This window comes from Citromicrobium bathyomarinum (genome assembly GCA_001306305.2).
GTDB classification, from domain to species: Bacteria; Pseudomonadota; Alphaproteobacteria; order Sphingomonadales; family Sphingomonadaceae; genus Alteriqipengyuania; species Alteriqipengyuania bathyomarina.
In genome coordinates this window covers 3,226,220-3,242,221 of sequence record CP155577.1, presented here as the reverse complement: position 1 = coordinate 3,242,221, position 16,002 = coordinate 3,226,220, and the positions used below count along the sequence as shown (strand labels likewise).

The following is a 16,002-nucleotide window of genomic DNA, read 5'->3' as shown; positions in this document are numbered from 1 at the left end:
CGTTGAACATGCCCTGCAACCCGCTCCGCTTCGTTCTTCTGGCCACCGCTGGCCTTGCCACGCCCGCACTGGCGCAGGAGGCGACCGATGGCGCGCAGGACACGGTGATCGTGGTCACTGGGCGCGGGCTGGAGGAGACCCCCGCAGCGCCTGCATATGGGACGGTCGAGATCACCCGGGAGGAGGTGCTGGGCACTCCGTCGGGCCGGATCGAGGAGGCGCTGGCAGGCGTCGCAGGCTTCCAGCAATTCCGCCGCTCGGACAGCCGATCCTCCAACCCGACCGCACAGGGCGTGACCTTGCGCGCGCTCGGTGGCAACGCGACCAGCCGCGCGCTGGTGACACTCGACGGGGTGCCGGTGGCGGACCCGTTCTTCGGCTACATCCCCTTCGCCGCGCTGCTGCCCGAACAGGTCGGGCGGATCGCGGTGACGCGCGGGGGCGGTTCCGGCCCGTTCGGCGCAGGTGCCTTGGCGGGGACGATCGCGATCGAGAGCCTGTCGCCCGAGATGCAGGCCCCGCTGGGCGCGAGCGTGCTGGTGAATGATCGCGGTGGGACCGAGGCGGCGGGCTCGTTTTCTCAAGCGCTTGGCGAAGGCTACGCGACCGGCGCGGTCCGTTGGGATCGCGGGCCGGGGTTCTACACGGCCCCCGAAGACCAGCGCGTAGCTGCCAGCGTGCCCGCGCGGTTCGACAGCGTCTCGGGCCAGCTGCGCGCGGTGGTGCCGCTGGCGAGTGATCTGGAACTGCAAGCGCGGGTGCTGGCGTTCGACGATGCGCGCACGCTGCGCTTCGACGGGGCGGACAGTTCGGCGAGTGGGCAGGATTATTCGGTCCGGCTGGTCGGGCGCGGGCGCTGGCAGGTGGATGCGCTGGGCTATGTGCAGGCACGCAATTTCTCCAACCTGATCGTCAGTTCGAGCCGGTTCGTCCCCGTACTCGACCAGCGCAACACGCCCTCGACCGGGCTGGGGGGCAAGATCGAGGTCCGCCCGCCCGTTGGCGATGCGCATACTTTGCGCGTCGGGATCGACTATCGCCGGGCGTCGGGAGAATTGCAGGAGACCCCGATCAGTGCGTTTACCGGGCAGGTCACTGCGCGGCGGCGTGCAGGCGGGGTCACCAGCGATCTCGGGATCTTCGTAGAGGACGACTGGGAAGTAGGGCAGCTGGTCCTGACCGGCGGGCTGCGTGCCGATCGGACGGTGATCGCCGACGGCTTCTACCGCGAGAGCAACGCGGCCGGCGTAGTGGTGACCGACACTGCCTTCGCCGACCGCAGCGACTGGACGCTGAGCTGGCGCGGCGGTGCGCTGCTGCGGGCGACGCCTTCGCTCGACCTGCGGGCGGCGGCCTATAGCGGGCTCCGGTTGCCGACCCTGAACGAGCTGTACCGTCCCTTCGTTGTCTTCCCCGTGGTGACGCAGGCCAATGCCGACCTCGCCAACGAGGAGCTGCGCGGGGTCGAGCTGGGGCTCGACTGGCGACCGCTCCAAGGGGTCGCGCTATCGCTGACCGCGTTCGACAACCGGCTGGAGAACGCGATCGCCAACGTTACGCTTGGCCCGAACCTGCGCCAGCGGCGCAACCTGCCCGCGATCGAGACGCGCGGGGTCGAAGCCGGACTGCGTGTGGCGCGGGGGCCGATCCGCTTTGACGGCAGCGTGAGCCACTCCGACCCGCGCATCGAGGGCGAGGGGGCGTCGCTGGCGCTCGACGGCAACCGCCCGCCGCAAAGCCCGCGCTGGATGGCGGCGGCGAGCATCGCCTACACCCCTTCGGACCGGACCCGGATCGCGCTCTCGCTGCGCCATGTAGGCGATCAGTTCGAGGACGACCTTGAAACCGATGTGCTGCCCGCCTTCACCACGCTGGGGGCCTATGCACAGCTACCGCTTGTAGGACAGCTCGATCTCGTGCTGCGGGCCGAGAACCTGTTCGACGAGACTATCGTCACCCGCAACGATGGCGGCGATCTGGACCTTGGCGCGCCGCGTACGCTGTGGGCTGGGGTTCGTTACGGCTTCTGAAGTTCGGGCGAGGGATCGCGCACGTCGTCCACGCCTTCGAGGATTGCTGGGTCGAGGTTGTCCCCGTGCATCACCGAGATATCGCCGGTGGTCTCCAGCACCACCGCGCGCACATCGTCGAAACTCATCGTGTTCGATTCGCGCAGCTTGGCGATGATGTCGGATCGTGACACGCGGGTCTTGCTCATCGCTTCGGTACAGAACCGGCCGTCGATCATCAGCAGCACGGGATCGTTCTGGATCGTCTCCTCGAACGTCTCGGATTTCTTGCGAATTTTCGCGATCAGCAGCTGCACCGCGAACAGCGCGAACATGACCACCGCTGCCTGCGCAAAACCCTGCCAGTCGGTCGCGCGGCCCATCCCGGCGAGCACGGTGCCGCTGGCGACGGTGATGACGAAGTCGAAATTCGTCATCTTGGAAAAGCTGCGCAGGCCGACGATGCGGGTCAGCGCGATGACATAGACGATCCCGATCGCGGTCAGGATCGTCCCGCGCGCGATCAGGTCGTAGGTTGTATCGTCGAAGAACATGTGCGTGCCTCCTGTGGTCGACGGAGAAAGGACATTCCCGGTGCGCCACAAGCTCACCGGGAACGGGAGGCGGATGAACTCCTAGGCGTCGACGACCTTCTGCTCGATCGCGCCGAAGATCGAGTGGCCCTTCTCGTCTTCCATCCAGATCTTCACCGTGTCGCCCGGGTGCATGAAGCGCGTCTTGGCCTCGCCGCTGGCGATGGTTTCGATCATCCGGATTTCCGCGATGCAGGAGTAACCCTTGCCGCCTTCGCTGACCGGCTTGCCGGGATCGCCATCGGGACCCTGGTTGGAGATCGTACCCGAACCGATGATGCAGCCCGCGCCCAGATTGCGCGTCTTGGCCGCATGCGCGACCAGATCGGCGAGGCTGAAGGTCGCATCCTGGCCCACATCGGCGCGGCCGAAGGGATCGCCGTTATAGTCGACCATCAGCGGCAGCTGGATCACGGCATTCTTCCACGCATCGCCCAGCTCGTTGGGCGTCACGCATACGGGGCTGAAGGCAGTCGCGGGCTTGGACTGGAAGAAGCCGAAGCCCTTGGCCAGTTCGCCAGGGATCAGGCCACGAAGGCTTACGTCGTTGACCAGCATCAGCAGCTTGATGTGGTCGGCTGCCTTGTCCGAAGAAACGCCCATCGGCACGTCGTCGGTGATGCAGGCGATCTCGCCTTCCATGTCGCAGCCCCAGCTCGTGTCCTTGAGCGGGATGTCGGCGCGCGGGGGCAGGAAGTCGTCGCTGCCGCCCTGATACATCAGCGGATCGTGGTAGAAGCTTTCGGGCACCTCGGCACCGCGCGCCTTTCGTACCAGTTCGACGTGGTTGATGTAAGCGCTGCCATCGGCCCACTGGTACGCACGCGGCAGCGGCGAATGCGCCTCGCGCTCGTGGAAGCGTTCGCAGGGAACGGCTTCGTTGTTCACATCGCGGTAGAGCGCTTCAAGCTTGGGCGCGATATTGGCCCAGTCGTCGAGCGCGTCCTGCATGGTCGCCGCGATATTGTCCGCCGCACAGTAGCGGGTGATGTCTTTCGAGACGACCACCAGCTTGCCGTCGCGCGTTCCGTCATTGAGCGTGGCGAGTTTCATTGGACTGTCTCTCCTTCGGGGGTGTCGTTCTGGTTGTCGGGGTGCGCCCGCTGCACTTCATCCAATGCGAGGCAGGCGGCTTCGATCCGGGTTGTGTGCGGCGCAGCTGAGAAATCGTAGCCAAAGCGGCGTGCGTTGTAGATCTGCGGCATGAGCACGACTTCGAAGAAGCCGGGCTTGTCGAACAGGAAGTCGCCGGCGTTCAGCTGCGCAAGCCGTCGTTCGATCGGCTGCAATGTGCGCGCGAGCCAGTGGCGATACCACATGTTCACGCCGTCCTGATCCTGCCCGTATTCGCTCTTGAGATACTTCAGCACCGGCAGGTTGAGCGGCGCGTGCAGCTCGGTCGCGATGGCATAGGCCAGTTCGCGCGCGAGGTAGCGCTGTTCGATATCGGCGGGCAGCAGCGGGTTTTCAGGGTAGGCCTCGTCCAGCCATTCGATGATCGCCATCGACTGCACGCGGTCCTTGCCGTCGGCCTCCAGCATGGGAACCGTCGCAAACGGGTTGCGACCGGCAAAGGCTTCGCCTTTCTGCTGGCCTTCGACCAGATTGACCGGGCAATTCTCGTATTCGAGGCCCTTCAGTTGCAGCGCGAGCCGCAGGCGGTAGCTCGTGGAGCTGCGGAAATAGCCGTAGAGTTTCATCTCATCCTCTCCTGCGCCGGGCCGCTGGGTTCGCGGCCCTGACACACCTGACACACAGTCCTAAGACGAAAAACCGGCCTCCTGTTCCGAACCCTTGCCGGTCTCGGTCAGTGCGGGCGGGGAGGGCTGCATTCCCCGCCTATCGCACGGCTGGCGCATGTAGGACAGGCGGTCTTCAGAATGCCGGAATGCCCGTGATCGCGCGGCCCAGGATCAGCGCGTGGACATCATGCGTGCCCTCGTAGGTGTTGACCGTCTCCAGGTTCACCATGTGGCGGATCACCTGATATTCTTCGCTGATGCCGTTGCCGCCATGCATGTCGCGAGAGACGCGCGCGATGTTCAGCGCCTTGCCGACATTGTTGCGCTTCACGATCGAGACCATGTCCGGCGACCAGTTGCCCTCGTCCATCAGGCGCCCGACGCGCAAACTCGCCTGAAGCCCGAGCGCAATCTCGGTCAGCATGTCGGCGAGCTTGAGCTGGTAGAGCTGCTTGCTGGCGAGCGGCACGCCGAACTGCTGCCGGTCGAGCCCGTATTGCTTCGCCGCGTCCATGCAGAATTCGGCAGCACCCATCGCGCCCCACGAAATGCCGTAGCGTGCGCGGTTGAGGCAGTTGAACGGACCCTTGAGGCCCTGCACTTCGGGGAACATGGCGGATGCGGGCACGCGCACCTCGTCCATCATGATCATCCCCGTGGTGCTCGCACGCAGCGAGATCTTGCCTTCGATCTTGGGCGCGGAGAGGCCTTCCATGCCCTTTTCGAGCACGAAGCCGCGAATGGCACCGCCGTGTTCCTCGCTCTTGGCCCAGACGACGAACACGTCGGCGAAGGGCGAGTTGGAAATCCACGTCTTGCTGCCCGAGATGACGTAGTCGTCGCCATCCTTCTTGGCGACCGTCTTCATCCCCGCCGGGTCCGAACCTGCATCGGGCTCGGTGAGGCCGAAGCAGCCGATCAGTTCGCCGCTGGCGAGGCCGGGGAGGTATTTCTTCTTCTGCTCTTCGCTGCCGAAGGCGTGGATCGGGTACATCACCAGGCTCGACTGCACGCTGGCCATCGAGCGGTAGCCGCTATCGACCCGCTCGATCTCCCGCGCGATCAGGCCATAGGCGACGTAGCCCGCGCCCGCGCCGCCATATTCCTCCGGAATGGTCGCGCCCAGCAGGCCCGCCTTGCCCATCAGCGGGAAGAGTTCGGGCGCGCTGGTTTCTTCGCGAAAGGCCTCGATCACGCGCGGCTGCAGTTCGCTCTGCGCAAAGGCGTGCGCGGACTCGCGGATCATCCGCTCGTCCTCGGTCAGCTGGTCGTCGAGGCGGAAGGGGTCGGTGGCGTCGAAGGGGATCATATCGGGGCTCGCTAGTAGATGTGCAGCAGCCCATGGCAAAGGGACGCCCTCTCGGGCAAGCCCTGCCGTCCCGCCTGCCTGCGCCGAGGCGCGATCAGACGGTCTGGGCGTCCGGGGTTGCGGCGTCGATCATCGGCTCGTCTGCGGCCTGATCGCAGGGATTCAGAGTCGAATGTACCTGACTGAGGATTTCGCCGGGCGGGCAAGGCTTGGACAGCGCGGGCGCATCGGGGAAGCGCGCATCGACCTCGTCCAGCGGCAGGTGGCCGGAATGGAAGATCACCGGCACATCCTCCGCGATCAGCTTTTCCGCGAAGGGATAGACGACCGTGTCGTTCAGCCGAATGTCGAGGATCGCGAGATCGGGCCGCCGCTTCTGAAAGGCGAGCATCGCCGAGTTGAGATCGGCATGCGGGCCTTCGACGAGGTAGCCAGCCTCGGAAATCGTGTCGCACAGGTCCAGCCCGACGATCGGTTCGTCTTCGGCGATCAGGATGACAGGCTGGTCCATACATTCTCCCATCGCGATCGCCACGGCACGATCGGAATGCAAAAGAACGACCCTGAACCATGATCGTTCCAAAACGCACCGCATGGCAAGCGAAAACTTGCCCCCCGGCGCGCCCGGGGGAGGGGAGAATCAGAGCTTGCCGAAGCGCGCCTCGTAAGCGGCGGTGTCACCTTCGCTGAGCAGTTTGGCCTGCTCGATCCAGTTGTCACGCCGGATGCGGCCCTTGAACCGGCCCAGCTGGTCGTCAATCCGGTCGATATCCGCCTCGCTCCAACTCGCGATCTGCGCGAAGGAGGTGACCTCCAGCGTGTTCAGCTGCGTGGCAAGCTTGGGCCCGACCCCCTTGAGGCGGGTCAGGTCGTCTGCACCCTCGGGCGCTGCCTGCGCCGCCTCTTCCTGCGCAACGCCGGTGTTCACGGCCGCGCCTGCGCCGCCGAGCGAGGTTGCTGCGGCAGCGGGTTCGGCCCGTGGGGTGGGCACCGGGGGCGGTGCGGGAGACGGGGCGGGCTGCGGCTCCGGCTCCGGCTGGGGTGGCGGTGCAGCGTCCTTCGCTGCAGCGGGGGGCGCGTCGATCAACGCCTGGTTACGGCGCGTGCCGCCCGGCTCATCGCCGGTATCCTCGCGGGTGATCCGGGTTTTGCGCGAACCCGAGAGCAGGAACCAGGCGACCACGAAGCCGACCAGCACGGCCAGCAGGATCAGCAGCCAGTTTGCCTCGATCAGTTCAATCATGTGGGGCTAAGCCTCTCTAGCGTCTTTTGCCGTATTCTTGCTCGCGCATTAACGCGAAAGCCTCACTTGCGCAAAGACCAAAGGCCTGCGGCGAGTGCGCCAAGCCCGAGGCCGACGGCATAGGCGGCCAGCGCGAGCAGCACGAGTTCGAAGGAAATGGCCATTCTTCGCGTTGCTCCCTACCGTGCTGCCGGGGTGTCGATCGGGGTCGGACGGCTGGTCTCCATCGAGACCACGCGGAACTCGATCCTCCGGTTGGCCGGGTCCGCCGGGCTCAGGCCTTCGACCGGGCGCGAGGAGCCGAAGCCGTTGGCGATCAGGTTCTGCCCCGGAATCCCGCGCTCGATCAGTTCGCGGCGGACCATCTGCGCGCGATCCTGCGACAGCGCGAGGTTGACCTTGGGTGAGCCGGAGGTGTCGGTGTGGCCCGAAATCGCGACGATCGCGCCCACGCAGGGGCGCATCGCGGTGGCCAGTTCGTCGAGCAGTTCCTCGCTGCCGGGGATGAATTCGGCGGAGGATTCCTCGAACCGGATCGTGCGTTCGGCCAGCACGCCGAGCAGCTCGCTCTCGCAGCGCAGCGATTCGATATCCATGTCGCCCGAGGCGAGCATCGTGCCGTCGGTCCAGTGGACCCCGCCAACGCCCGGAATTGCGGCGATGGCCTGTGCTATGCGCGCGCGCTCAAGCTCGGTCAGATCGCGCGCGGGGGTCAGCATCGGGTGACGGGTCGGCCAGCCACGCGCGGTGGTGAAGCGGACCGAAACCTTGCGGCCCGCGCCCTGCTGATCGGGCAGGGCAGCGGTAGCGGCCGCCAGGCGACCGACAAAAGCCGGACCGGTCTGCGTGGCACTGATCAGAGCCAGCGCGCACACAAGCAGCGCGCCGGCGATCACAATCAGGATGGGACGATTCCTCACCCCACCCCGATAGACAGTGCCTGCCCCAAAGGACAAGCGTGCGGGCCAGGCTTATTCCTGATCGAGCCCTTCGGCGACGCCGACCAGCTTGAGGAATTCCTGCCGGTAGAAGTCACGCTGCGGCCCGGCCAAGGCACGGATCGCATCGTAGGAATAGTCGTCCAGCAGCGTGTCGCCGCGCAGCTTCTGGGCAAAGGCGGCGACCGAGGTGGCGAAGGCAAAGTCGCCCGAGGGGGCGGGCGCGGCGGCCAGCATCCGTGCGGGCAGCGCCTCGGTGATCAGCGTCGAAGTGTCACCGTCCGGCTGCTTGTAGCGCAGCTTGACGAAGGCGGCTTCGGTTGCCTTGTCGCTCGCCGCCTGCGGGATCTTGTCCTGATAGCGGCGCTCGGCGATCCAGCCGTCGGCATTCGCGGGCACGACCTCGTAGATCGCGGTGACCTGGTGGCCCGATCCGATATCGCCCGCATCGACCGCGTCGTTATCAAAATCCTGTTCGCGAAGGATGCGGTTCTCGTACCCGATCAGGCGGTACTGGCTGATCACTGCGGGGTTGAACTCGACCTGGATCTTCACGTCCTTGGCGATGGTGTAGAGCGTCGCGCCGAGCTGTTCGCCGAGCACCTTGCGCGCCTCGATCGCGGAGTCGATGTAGCCGTAATTGCCGTTACCCTTGTCGGCGATCTGCTCCATCAGCGCTTCGTTGATATTGCCGCGCCCGAAGCCCAGCACGCTCATCGCGATGCCGTTCTTGCGCTTGTCCTCGACATATTCGAGCAGCTTGTCGTTGTCCGACAGGCCGACGTTGAAATCGCCGTCGGTGGCCAGGATCACGCGGTTGATCCCGTCGACCTTGCTTGCCTCGGCAACCTTGTAGGCCAGTTCCAGCCCAGCACCGCCGGCGGTCGATCCGCCCGCCTGCAACTGGTCGAGCGCAGCCATGATCTCACGCGAGTCGCTGGTCGGTTCGAGCACAAGGCCCGCCGCGCCCGCATAGACTACGATCGACACGCGATCCTTCGGCGTCAGCTGGCCGACCAGCGTCTTCATCGCGGTCTTCACCAGCGGCAGCTTGTCCGCGCTCGACATCGAACCCGATACGTCGAGCAGGAAGACGAGGTTGGCGGCAGGCCGCTCCGCCTTCGGAGCCTCGTATCCGGCGAGACCGATGCGGACCAGCCGCGTGTCGGCATCCCACGGCGTGCGTGCGACATCCATGTTGACCGTGAAGGGCGCATCCTGCGCGCTGGTGGGGCGCGGATAGTCGTAGCGGAAGTAGTTGACGAACTCCTCGGTCCGCACCGCGCCCTTGGGCGGCATCTGGCCGTCGGTCAGCATCCGGCGCGCGTTGGAATAGGCGCCCGTGTCGACATCGACCGAGAAGGTCGAGACCGGCTGTTCCAGCGTCACCGCGACCTCGGACACATCCTTGCCATCGTACCGCTCCCGGTCGGGCACGGTCGGAATGACGATCGAGGGCACGTAGCGCAGATCGGGCGAGGTGGTCTGCGGCTGCGCGGTCGCGTCGGCCTCCTCGCGCGAAATCCGCGATCCGGTGACCATGATCGCGCTGGGGGCGGCGAAGGCCTGCGCCGAAGGCGACGGGGGTGGGGGCGGCGGAGGAGGTGGGGGAGGCGGAGGCGGCGGAGGCGGCACTTCGGCCGACCGCTCGGCCTTGGCGCCTGTCAGGACGATCTCGTCGGCATTGTCTGCGGTTGCACAGCCCGCCAGGGCCAGGCTGACGACCGTGATCGCCGCGACGTTCTTCATTCCCATCACCAAACTCCCCTTGATGCCTGTCGTTTGTATGATCCGGGAAGGGGGTCGCCCTTTGCCAGTGAACGCCCTCTGAATGCTGTCGCGCTAGCTCGCCGGCGTCTCTCCGTCCTGGCCAAGGTTGCGCCGGAACAGCACGCGGTCGTCTTCGCGGAAGCCGACGAACCACACGATCACCGCATAGGTCGCGAGGATGGCGGGAATGCCGACCACCAGCTCGACCCATTCGGGCAGCTGCGTCACCCCCCAGCCGACCAGCGCGGCGGGGATCGCGGCGATCACCAGCCCCCAGCGGAAATTGTTGACCGTCTCGCCCAGAATGCGGCCGAGCATCACGCTCTTGATAATGCTCGCAGCAGCAAGCGAGATGGCCAGCGCCAGCGCGGCGGCAGGCGCACGCAGGCTTTCGGCGAGCTCATATTCGGTGATCGCGACCATGAAGCCGATGGTCAGCACCGCCTGGAACGCGATCGTCGCGATCGAGACGATCAGGTTGCGCATCCGCGCGATGTAGATCAGCGCGCTTTCGGAGACGACCGCCAGCGCGGCGACCACTTCGGCCACCAGCAGGATCGAAAGCGCCCCGGTGCCGCTGACGAAGTCCGGCCCCAGCAGGCCCATCACCGCTTCGCCGGGGATCGCCAGCGCCAGCGCGATGCCTGCCTGCATGGCGACGATCCAGAAGCCGACCTGGCAGATCTGTTTCGCGATTGCGGAGCGGTCGCCCACCTTCAGCGCGGCGGTGATCACCGGGCCCAGGATCGGATCGAAGCTGGTCTTGAGCTTCTGCGGCAGCGTGGCGACCTGCTGCACCGCGTAATAGACGCCGACCTGCGAGGGATTGGCGAACTGGGCGAGGATGAACAGGTCGAGCTTGCGCGTGCCCCATTCGATCGCGTCCGCGCCTGCCAGCGGCAGGTTGCGCACCGCAAGGCGGAACACGCGCGCGGGATGCGGCAGCCAGCCGCGCGGCAGCCCGTAATGGTGGATCGCGGGCATGAACGCGGCGACCGACGCGGCGATGATCGACACGACATAGGCCAGTTCCAGCCCGCTGTCGGGCACCACGAAGAACAGCGCGCCCGCCGCGATGGAGATCGCCCACGGCTCCACGATCGCACGGCTGCGCACGGTCGCGCCGATATCGAACCGGTAGGCGCAGGCCGCCAGCGCAACCTCGGTCAGCGCAAAGGGCAGGATCGTGAACACCAGCAGCCAGGACAGATCGCCATTCGCGCCGTTGGGGAACATCAGTTTTGGAAACAGCAGCAGCAGGCCGGTGAAGACCAGCGAGGTGACCAGGCTGAGCGTCAGTGCATCGGCGACGGTGTGCGATGGGTCGCGCGTCTCGTTCTCGCTCAACTGCTGGGCGAGGCCGCGCTTCTGGCCGAGCACCGCGACCTGGCTAGCCAGTTCGATCACCACCAGCGCGGCGGCGAAGCGGCCCAGCATCTCGTCGCCATACAGGCGCCCGCCGATGAACAGGAAGGGGATGCGCGCCGCGAGACGGATCAGGAAGCCGAAGAAATTGGTCCGCCCGCCGCGTGCGAGCGCAGCCATATCGTCGCGCGGAGCTTCCTTGGCGGGAGCCTCGTCGCGCGGATTTCCGGTCGTGTCGTTCGCGCTCAAGCGGAGCGGCTTTCGGTGGTCAGCGGGCGGGCGAGCAGTGCGTCGGCAATATCGGCGGCCTTGGCGCCTTCGAGCATGGCGACCACCGCGTCGACGATCGGCATGTCGATTCCTTCCGCGTGGGCCAGCCGCTGCAGCACAGGCGCGGTGTGCGCGCCTTCGGCCACGGTCTGGCGGTTGGCCATCAGGTCGGCCGCGGCCTGCCCCTCACCGATCGCCTTGCCGAGCGAGAAGTTGCGGCTGGAGGTGGAAGAGCAGGTCAGGACCAGATCGCCCAGCCCGCACAGGCCGGTCATCGTGTCGAAACTGGCCCCGCGCGCCGCGCCGAACCGGGCCATTTCGGCGAACCCGCGCGTGATCAGCGCGTTGCGCGCATTCTGGCCGAGCGCCAGCCCGTCTACCACGCCGCAGGCAATGGCGAGCACGTTCTTGACCGCGCCGCCGATCTCCGCGCCGATCAGGTCGTCGCTGTAATAGGGGCGGAAGGTCGGGCGGGCGATCACCGGGGAAAGCCGCTTCCACTGCTCCTCACCGCCCTCGCACGCGAGGGTGACGGCAGCGGGCAGTCCGGCAGCGACTTCGTGCGCGAAGGTCGGGCCGGACAGCGCGGCGAGGCTCGCCCTGGGGCAGGTCTCGTGCGCCATGTCGCTCATCAGCGCGCCGGTCGATTGCTCGATCCCTTTGGCGCAGATCACCAGATCGCCGGAGAATTCGGGCATTTCGGCCAGCACCTTGCGCAGGTGCTGCGCGGGGGCGACCGCCAGGATGGTCTGCGCATCGGCGATATCGGCCAGGTCGCCGGTCGCGCGGATGGACGGGGCGAGCTGTGCATCGGGTAGAAAGGGCGTGTTGCGATGGTCGGCGTTGATCTCCGCCACCACTTCGGGCTCCAGCGCCCACAGCGTCACGTCGCGTCCATCGCTGGCGAGCATCTGCGCGAGCGCGGTTCCCCACGCTCCGCCACCAAGCACTGCTACATCTGCCATCAGGCCTTCACTCCCGCCCCGCGTGCTGGCTCTGCCTCGGGGTCGAGCGGCCAGCGTGGGCGTGCCTTGTAGTCGAGCGGATCGTTCTGGCCCAGCCTTTCACAGCCGGCCCATGCAATCATCGCGGCATTGTCCGTGCACAGCTTGGGCGGAGGAGCGACGAAACGCATCGCGTGGCGCTCCGCCAGCGCCTCCAGAGCGGCGCGTACGCTGGCATTGGCGGCCACGCCGCCTGCGACGACCAATGCGGGCGCATGGCCCGATGCCGCGATCGCGCGCTCCAGCCGGTCGGTCAGGCAGTCGATCGCGGCCTGCTGGAACGAGGCGGCGATGTCGGCGGTCGAATATTTGCCGCTGTCGTGCGCGCGCAGCACCGCGCTCTTGAGCCCGGCGAAGGAGAAATGCGGTTCCTTGCCGCCGACCAGCGGGCGGGGCAGGGGCACGGCTTTCGGATCGCCCTCGCGCGCCAGCTTCTCGACCGCGGGGCCGCCGGGGAAGCCGAGGCCAAGGATCTTGGCGGTCTTGTCGAACGCTTCGCCCACCGCATCGTCGATCGTGGTCGCCAAACGGCGGTACTGCCCCACGGCTTCGCAGCGCAGGATCTGGCAGTGCCCGCCCGAGACGAGCAGCAGGAGGTAGGGAAATTCGAGTTCGGGAGCGACCAGCCGGGGGCTGAGCGCGTGGCCTTCCAGATGATTGACCGCGATCAGCGGCACGTCGCTCGCCATTGCCAGCGCCTTGGCACTGACCAGCCCGACCATCACCCCGCCGATCAGCCCCGGACCGGCAGTCGCGGCGATCGCATCGAGATCGCCGAGCTGCATGCCGGCTTCGTCCATCACTTCGGCTAGCATCGGCGCGATCCGCTCCGCATGCGCGCGCGCGGCGATCTCCGGCACTACGCCGCCATAGGGGCGATGCGCTTCGTCCTGCGATGCGATCCGCTGCGCGATGATCCGCCGATCGGTTCCGACCAGCGCCACCGCGGTTTCGTCGCAACTGGATTCAATCCCGAGTACCACTGGCATGGCGCTTTCCCTTAACGCTGCGCCGGGCTAGGGCAAGCAAAGCCTATGAAAGCGATACCCGTCATCCGCCTCGGCACCCGCCGATCCCCGCTCGCCATGGCGCAGGCTCACGAGACCCGCGCGCGGCTGTGCGCCGCCCATGGATGGGACGAAAGCGCGGTCGAACTGGTCCCGGTGGTTGCCGGGGGCGACAAGGTGCAGGACCGCCCGCTGGCCGATGTCGGCGGCAAGGCGCTGTGGACGCGCGAGCTCGACGCGTGGCTCGACGAAGGGCGGATCGACGCGGCGGTTCATTCGCTGAAGGATGTCGAGACCATCCGGCCCGAGTGGATCACGCTCGCCGCGATCCTGCCGCGCGCGGACCGGCGCGACGTGCTGCTCGGCGCAAGCTCGCTGCGCAGCATCCCGCAGGGGGCCACGCTGGGCACCAGCGCGCCGCGCCGCGCCGCGCAGATGAAGAACCTGCGCCCCGATATCGAGACCGTGCTGTTTCGCGGCAATGTCGCCACCCGCATGGCCAAGCTGCAGGCGGGCGAGGCGGATGTCACGCTGCTCGCCGCGGCGGGGCTGGAGCGGCTGGGGCAGGAATCGGTCGGCACGCCGCTGCCGCTCGAAACCTGGCTGCCTGCGCCCTCGCAGGGGGCGATCGGGATCGAGTGCCGGACCGAGGATAGCGTGACCCGCGGGCACCTCGATGCGCTCAACGATGCGCCCACGCGGCGCGAGGTAGAGGCGGAGCGTGCGCTGCTGGAGGCGCTGGGCGGTTCGTGCCACAGCCCGGTGGGCGTGCTGGTCGAGAATGCGGATGAAGGCCTGCACATGCGCGCGGCGCTGTTCAGCGCCGACGGGGCGGAGCGGGTCGATGGTTCGAGCGACCTGACGCCGGGCGACGACGAGGCCATCCGCGCCTTCGCCGCCGACCTGCTGGCGCGCGCCACTCCGGGCATCACCGCACTGTTCACCGGCGCGAGCTGAGCGAAGGGCCATGGGTGCGACCGTCTTCGTGCTGCGGCCCGAACCGGGCCTTTCCGCCACGCTGGCACGCGGGCGCAAGCGGGGCCTCGCGATGGAGGCGATGCCGCTGAGCCATGCCGAGGCGGTTGCCTGGCAGGTGCCCGAGGGCGCGTTCGACGGCATCCTGCTGGGCAGCGCCAACGCGCTGCGCCATGCGGAGAAGGGTACGGACGAGGACGCGGGCCGAATTTCAGAGACAATGGGTGGCAGCGCGGCGGATACCGGCCTCGACATGCTGCCGCGCCTGCCGGTCTATGCGGTGGGCAAGGCGACCGCGCAGGCCGCCTGCTCGCTGCGATTTCCGATCGCGCAGGTGGGCGAGGGCGGGCTCCAGAAGCTGCTCGACACGCTGGCCCGCGATGCCCCGCTGCGGCTGCTGCGCCTTGCAGGCGAGGATCGCATGACCCTCTCTCCGCCAGAGGGAGTGACGATCGAGACCTGCACCACCTACCGGATCGTACACCGCGCGCTGGACGATCAGGATGCCGCGCGGCTGCGCGAGGGCGGGGTCGTGCTGCTGCACTCGGGCGTCGCAGCACGCCACTTCGCTGCCGAGTGCGAGCGCGCAGGTGTGGATCGCGCGAAGCTGTCGCTTGCCGCGCTCGCCCCGCGTATTGCATCACATGCTTCGGATGGCTGGAAAAACGTCGCTGTGGCACCCGAAACCAGCGACGCCGCGCTGCTTTCCCTGGTCGCAGATATGTGCCATTAACCAATAACCGCTAAGCTTCGGTGCGGGATCACGGAGCATACGGGAATGGAAATGTAATGGATTTGGATGAAGTCCGGCAGGGTAGCATGCGTCCGTCGCGTGCCTGGCTGGGCATGGTGCTGGTAATCGTGCTGCTGGTCGCGGCGGGGGCATTGTTTCTCGTCTGGCGGCCCGAAACCTATACCGAAACGGTTGCCGCACTGACCGACAAGAACAGCGACTCGAGCGAGCCGTCGGCCCAAGCGGGGGCCACCCCGATGGTAACCCCGGCAATGACCGAGCCTGCGCAGGTCGCGACGATCATTCCTACCCCGCGCCGTTCCGCGGCCACGCGTGCCCCCACCGCGCGCCAAACCGCTTCGCAAGCGAGTGCCGCGCGCGTGGAACAGCAGCAAGGCGGCATAGAACAACGGCTGGCCGAGGCCGAAGCGCGGCTCACCCGGCTCGACCTGCAGGCGCAGGCCGCCGCAGGCAACGCCGCGCGGGCCGAGGGTCTGCTGATCTCCTTCGCTACCCGCCGCTCGATCGAGCGTGGGGCAGAGCTTGGCTATCTGGCCGACCAGTTGCGCCTGCGGTTCGGCGATGCGCTGCCCAACGCGGTGCGCACGCTGACCGATATGAGCCGCAATCCGGTCACGCTCGACCAGCTTCTCGCACGGCTCGAAGGACTCGAGCCCAAACTGCGCTCGTCGCCGCAAGAGCCGAGCTTGCACCGCCTGCGGCGCGAGCTATCGAATCTGTTCGTCATTCGCCGTCAGAGTGCGCCTTCGCCTCGCCCGAAGCGGCGGATCGAACGGGCGAGAATGTTCCTGGAGACTGGTCGCTACGAGGCCGCGATCGAGGAAGTGCAGCACATGCCTGGGGCAGAGGCAGCCGACCAGTGGGTCGCGGACGTGCGCCGCTACGCTGCCGCGCAGCGCGCGCTTGACCTGATCGAAACCGCCGCCGTACTCGAACCGCGCAAGCTGCGTGATGGGTCGGGCGAGCGGATCGATCAGCCCAGCCCGGCGGTCGCGCCGGTGAAGCAGCAGCAGCGGTAGGGCA

Annotated in this window: 15 protein-coding genes; 4 read left to right on the top strand and 11 right to left on the bottom strand. The window is 67.2% G+C overall.

All coding sequences use genetic code 11. The annotated features are described in order from the left end of the window. Window positions 1-8: 8 nt before the first annotated feature. Complete coding sequence (locus VO57_016430) at window positions 9-2,030, top strand: TonB-dependent receptor (protein ID XBL71363.1); 2,022 nt, start codon at window positions 9-11, stop codon at window positions 2,028-2,030. Here the strand turns inward: VO57_016430 and VO57_016425 are convergent. From VO57_016425 to tsaD, 11 genes are all read right to left on the bottom strand, one after another. Next, window positions 2,018-2,563 carry a YetF domain-containing protein gene (locus VO57_016425; protein ID XBL69696.1) on the bottom strand — a complete coding sequence of 182 codons (546 nt, stop codon included), beginning with the start codon at window positions 2,561-2,563 and terminating at the stop codon, window positions 2,018-2,020. The genes VO57_016430 and VO57_016425 overlap by 13 nt on opposite strands. Window positions 2,564-2,644: 81 nt before the next feature. Continuing rightward, on the bottom strand, window positions 2,645-3,655 hold the full coding sequence (locus VO57_016420; protein XBL69695.1) for a fumarylacetoacetate hydrolase family protein: 1,011 nt from the start codon (window positions 3,653-3,655) through the stop codon (window positions 2,645-2,647). Beyond that, window positions 3,652-4,302: a maleylacetoacetate isomerase gene (gene maiA / locus VO57_016415; GenBank protein ID XBL69694.1), complete on the bottom strand. Its 651-nt coding sequence runs from the start codon at window positions 4,300-4,302 to the stop codon at window positions 3,652-3,654. Before maiA ends, VO57_016420 begins: the two co-directional genes overlap by 4 nt. Before the next feature lie 175 nt (window positions 4,303-4,477). Further along, window positions 4,478-5,653 (bottom strand): acyl-CoA dehydrogenase, encoded by a 1,176-nt coding sequence (locus VO57_016410; protein ID XBL69693.1) that lies wholly within the window; start codon window positions 5,651-5,653, stop codon window positions 4,478-4,480. A 94-nt stretch (window positions 5,654-5,747) separates the two neighbouring features. Further along, on the bottom strand, window positions 5,748-6,164 hold the full coding sequence (locus VO57_016405; GenBank protein XBL69692.1) for a response regulator: 417 nt from the start codon (window positions 6,162-6,164) through the stop codon (window positions 5,748-5,750). A gap of 129 nt (window positions 6,165-6,293) precedes the next feature. After that, window positions 6,294-6,896 carry a hypothetical protein gene (locus VO57_016400; protein ID XBL69691.1) on the bottom strand — a complete coding sequence of 201 codons (603 nt, stop codon included), beginning with the start codon at window positions 6,894-6,896 and terminating at the stop codon, window positions 6,294-6,296. A gap of 179 nt (window positions 6,897-7,075) precedes the next feature. After that, window positions 7,076-7,816 carry an OmpA family protein gene (locus VO57_016395; GenBank protein XBL69690.1) on the bottom strand — a complete coding sequence of 247 codons (741 nt, stop codon included), beginning with the start codon at window positions 7,814-7,816 and terminating at the stop codon, window positions 7,076-7,078. Between the two features lie 51 nt (window positions 7,817-7,867). Continuing rightward, window positions 7,868-9,589, bottom strand: coding sequence for a von Willebrand factor type A domain-containing protein (locus tag VO57_016390; GenBank protein XBL69689.1), 1,722 nt, complete (start codon window positions 9,587-9,589; stop codon window positions 7,868-7,870). Window positions 9,590-9,676: 87 nt separating this feature from the next. Next, the gene (locus VO57_016385) at window positions 9,677-11,149 is read right to left on the bottom strand and encodes an oligosaccharide flippase family protein (GenBank protein ID XBL71362.1); all 1,473 of its coding nucleotides are present in this window, start codon (window positions 11,147-11,149) and stop codon (window positions 9,677-9,679) included. Between the two features lie 65 nt (window positions 11,150-11,214). Further along, window positions 11,215-12,207, bottom strand: coding sequence for an NAD(P)H-dependent glycerol-3-phosphate dehydrogenase (locus tag VO57_016380; GenBank protein XBL71361.1), 993 nt, complete (start codon window positions 12,205-12,207; stop codon window positions 11,215-11,217). Then, window positions 12,204-13,232: a tRNA (adenosine(37)-N6)-threonylcarbamoyltransferase complex transferase subunit TsaD gene (gene tsaD / locus VO57_016375; protein ID XBL69688.1), complete on the bottom strand. Its 1,029-nt coding sequence runs from the start codon at window positions 13,230-13,232 to the stop codon at window positions 12,204-12,206. The genes VO57_016380 and tsaD overlap by 4 nt, the downstream gene beginning before the upstream one ends. Before the next feature lie 45 nt (window positions 13,233-13,277). Here tsaD and hemC point away from each other — a divergent pair, with 45 nt between their 5' ends. Genes hemC through VO57_016360 form a run of 3 tightly spaced genes read left to right on the top strand, consistent with a single transcriptional unit; the run spans window position 13,278 to window position 15,998 of the window. Next, window positions 13,278-14,207 (top strand): hydroxymethylbilane synthase, encoded by a 930-nt coding sequence (gene hemC / locus VO57_016370; GenBank protein XBL69687.1) that lies wholly within the window; start codon window positions 13,278-13,280, stop codon window positions 14,205-14,207. 10 nt (window positions 14,208-14,217) lie between these two features. Further along, window positions 14,218-14,958 carry a uroporphyrinogen-III synthase gene (locus VO57_016365; GenBank protein XBL69686.1) on the top strand — a complete coding sequence of 247 codons (741 nt, stop codon included), beginning with the start codon at window positions 14,218-14,220 and terminating at the stop codon, window positions 14,956-14,958. 56 nt (window positions 14,959-15,014) lie between these two features. Continuing rightward, entirely contained in the window at window positions 15,015-15,998 is a 984-nt protein-coding gene (locus tag VO57_016360; GenBank protein ID XBL69685.1) for a hypothetical protein, read from the top strand. The last annotated feature ends 4 nt before the right edge of the window (window positions 15,999-16,002 follow it).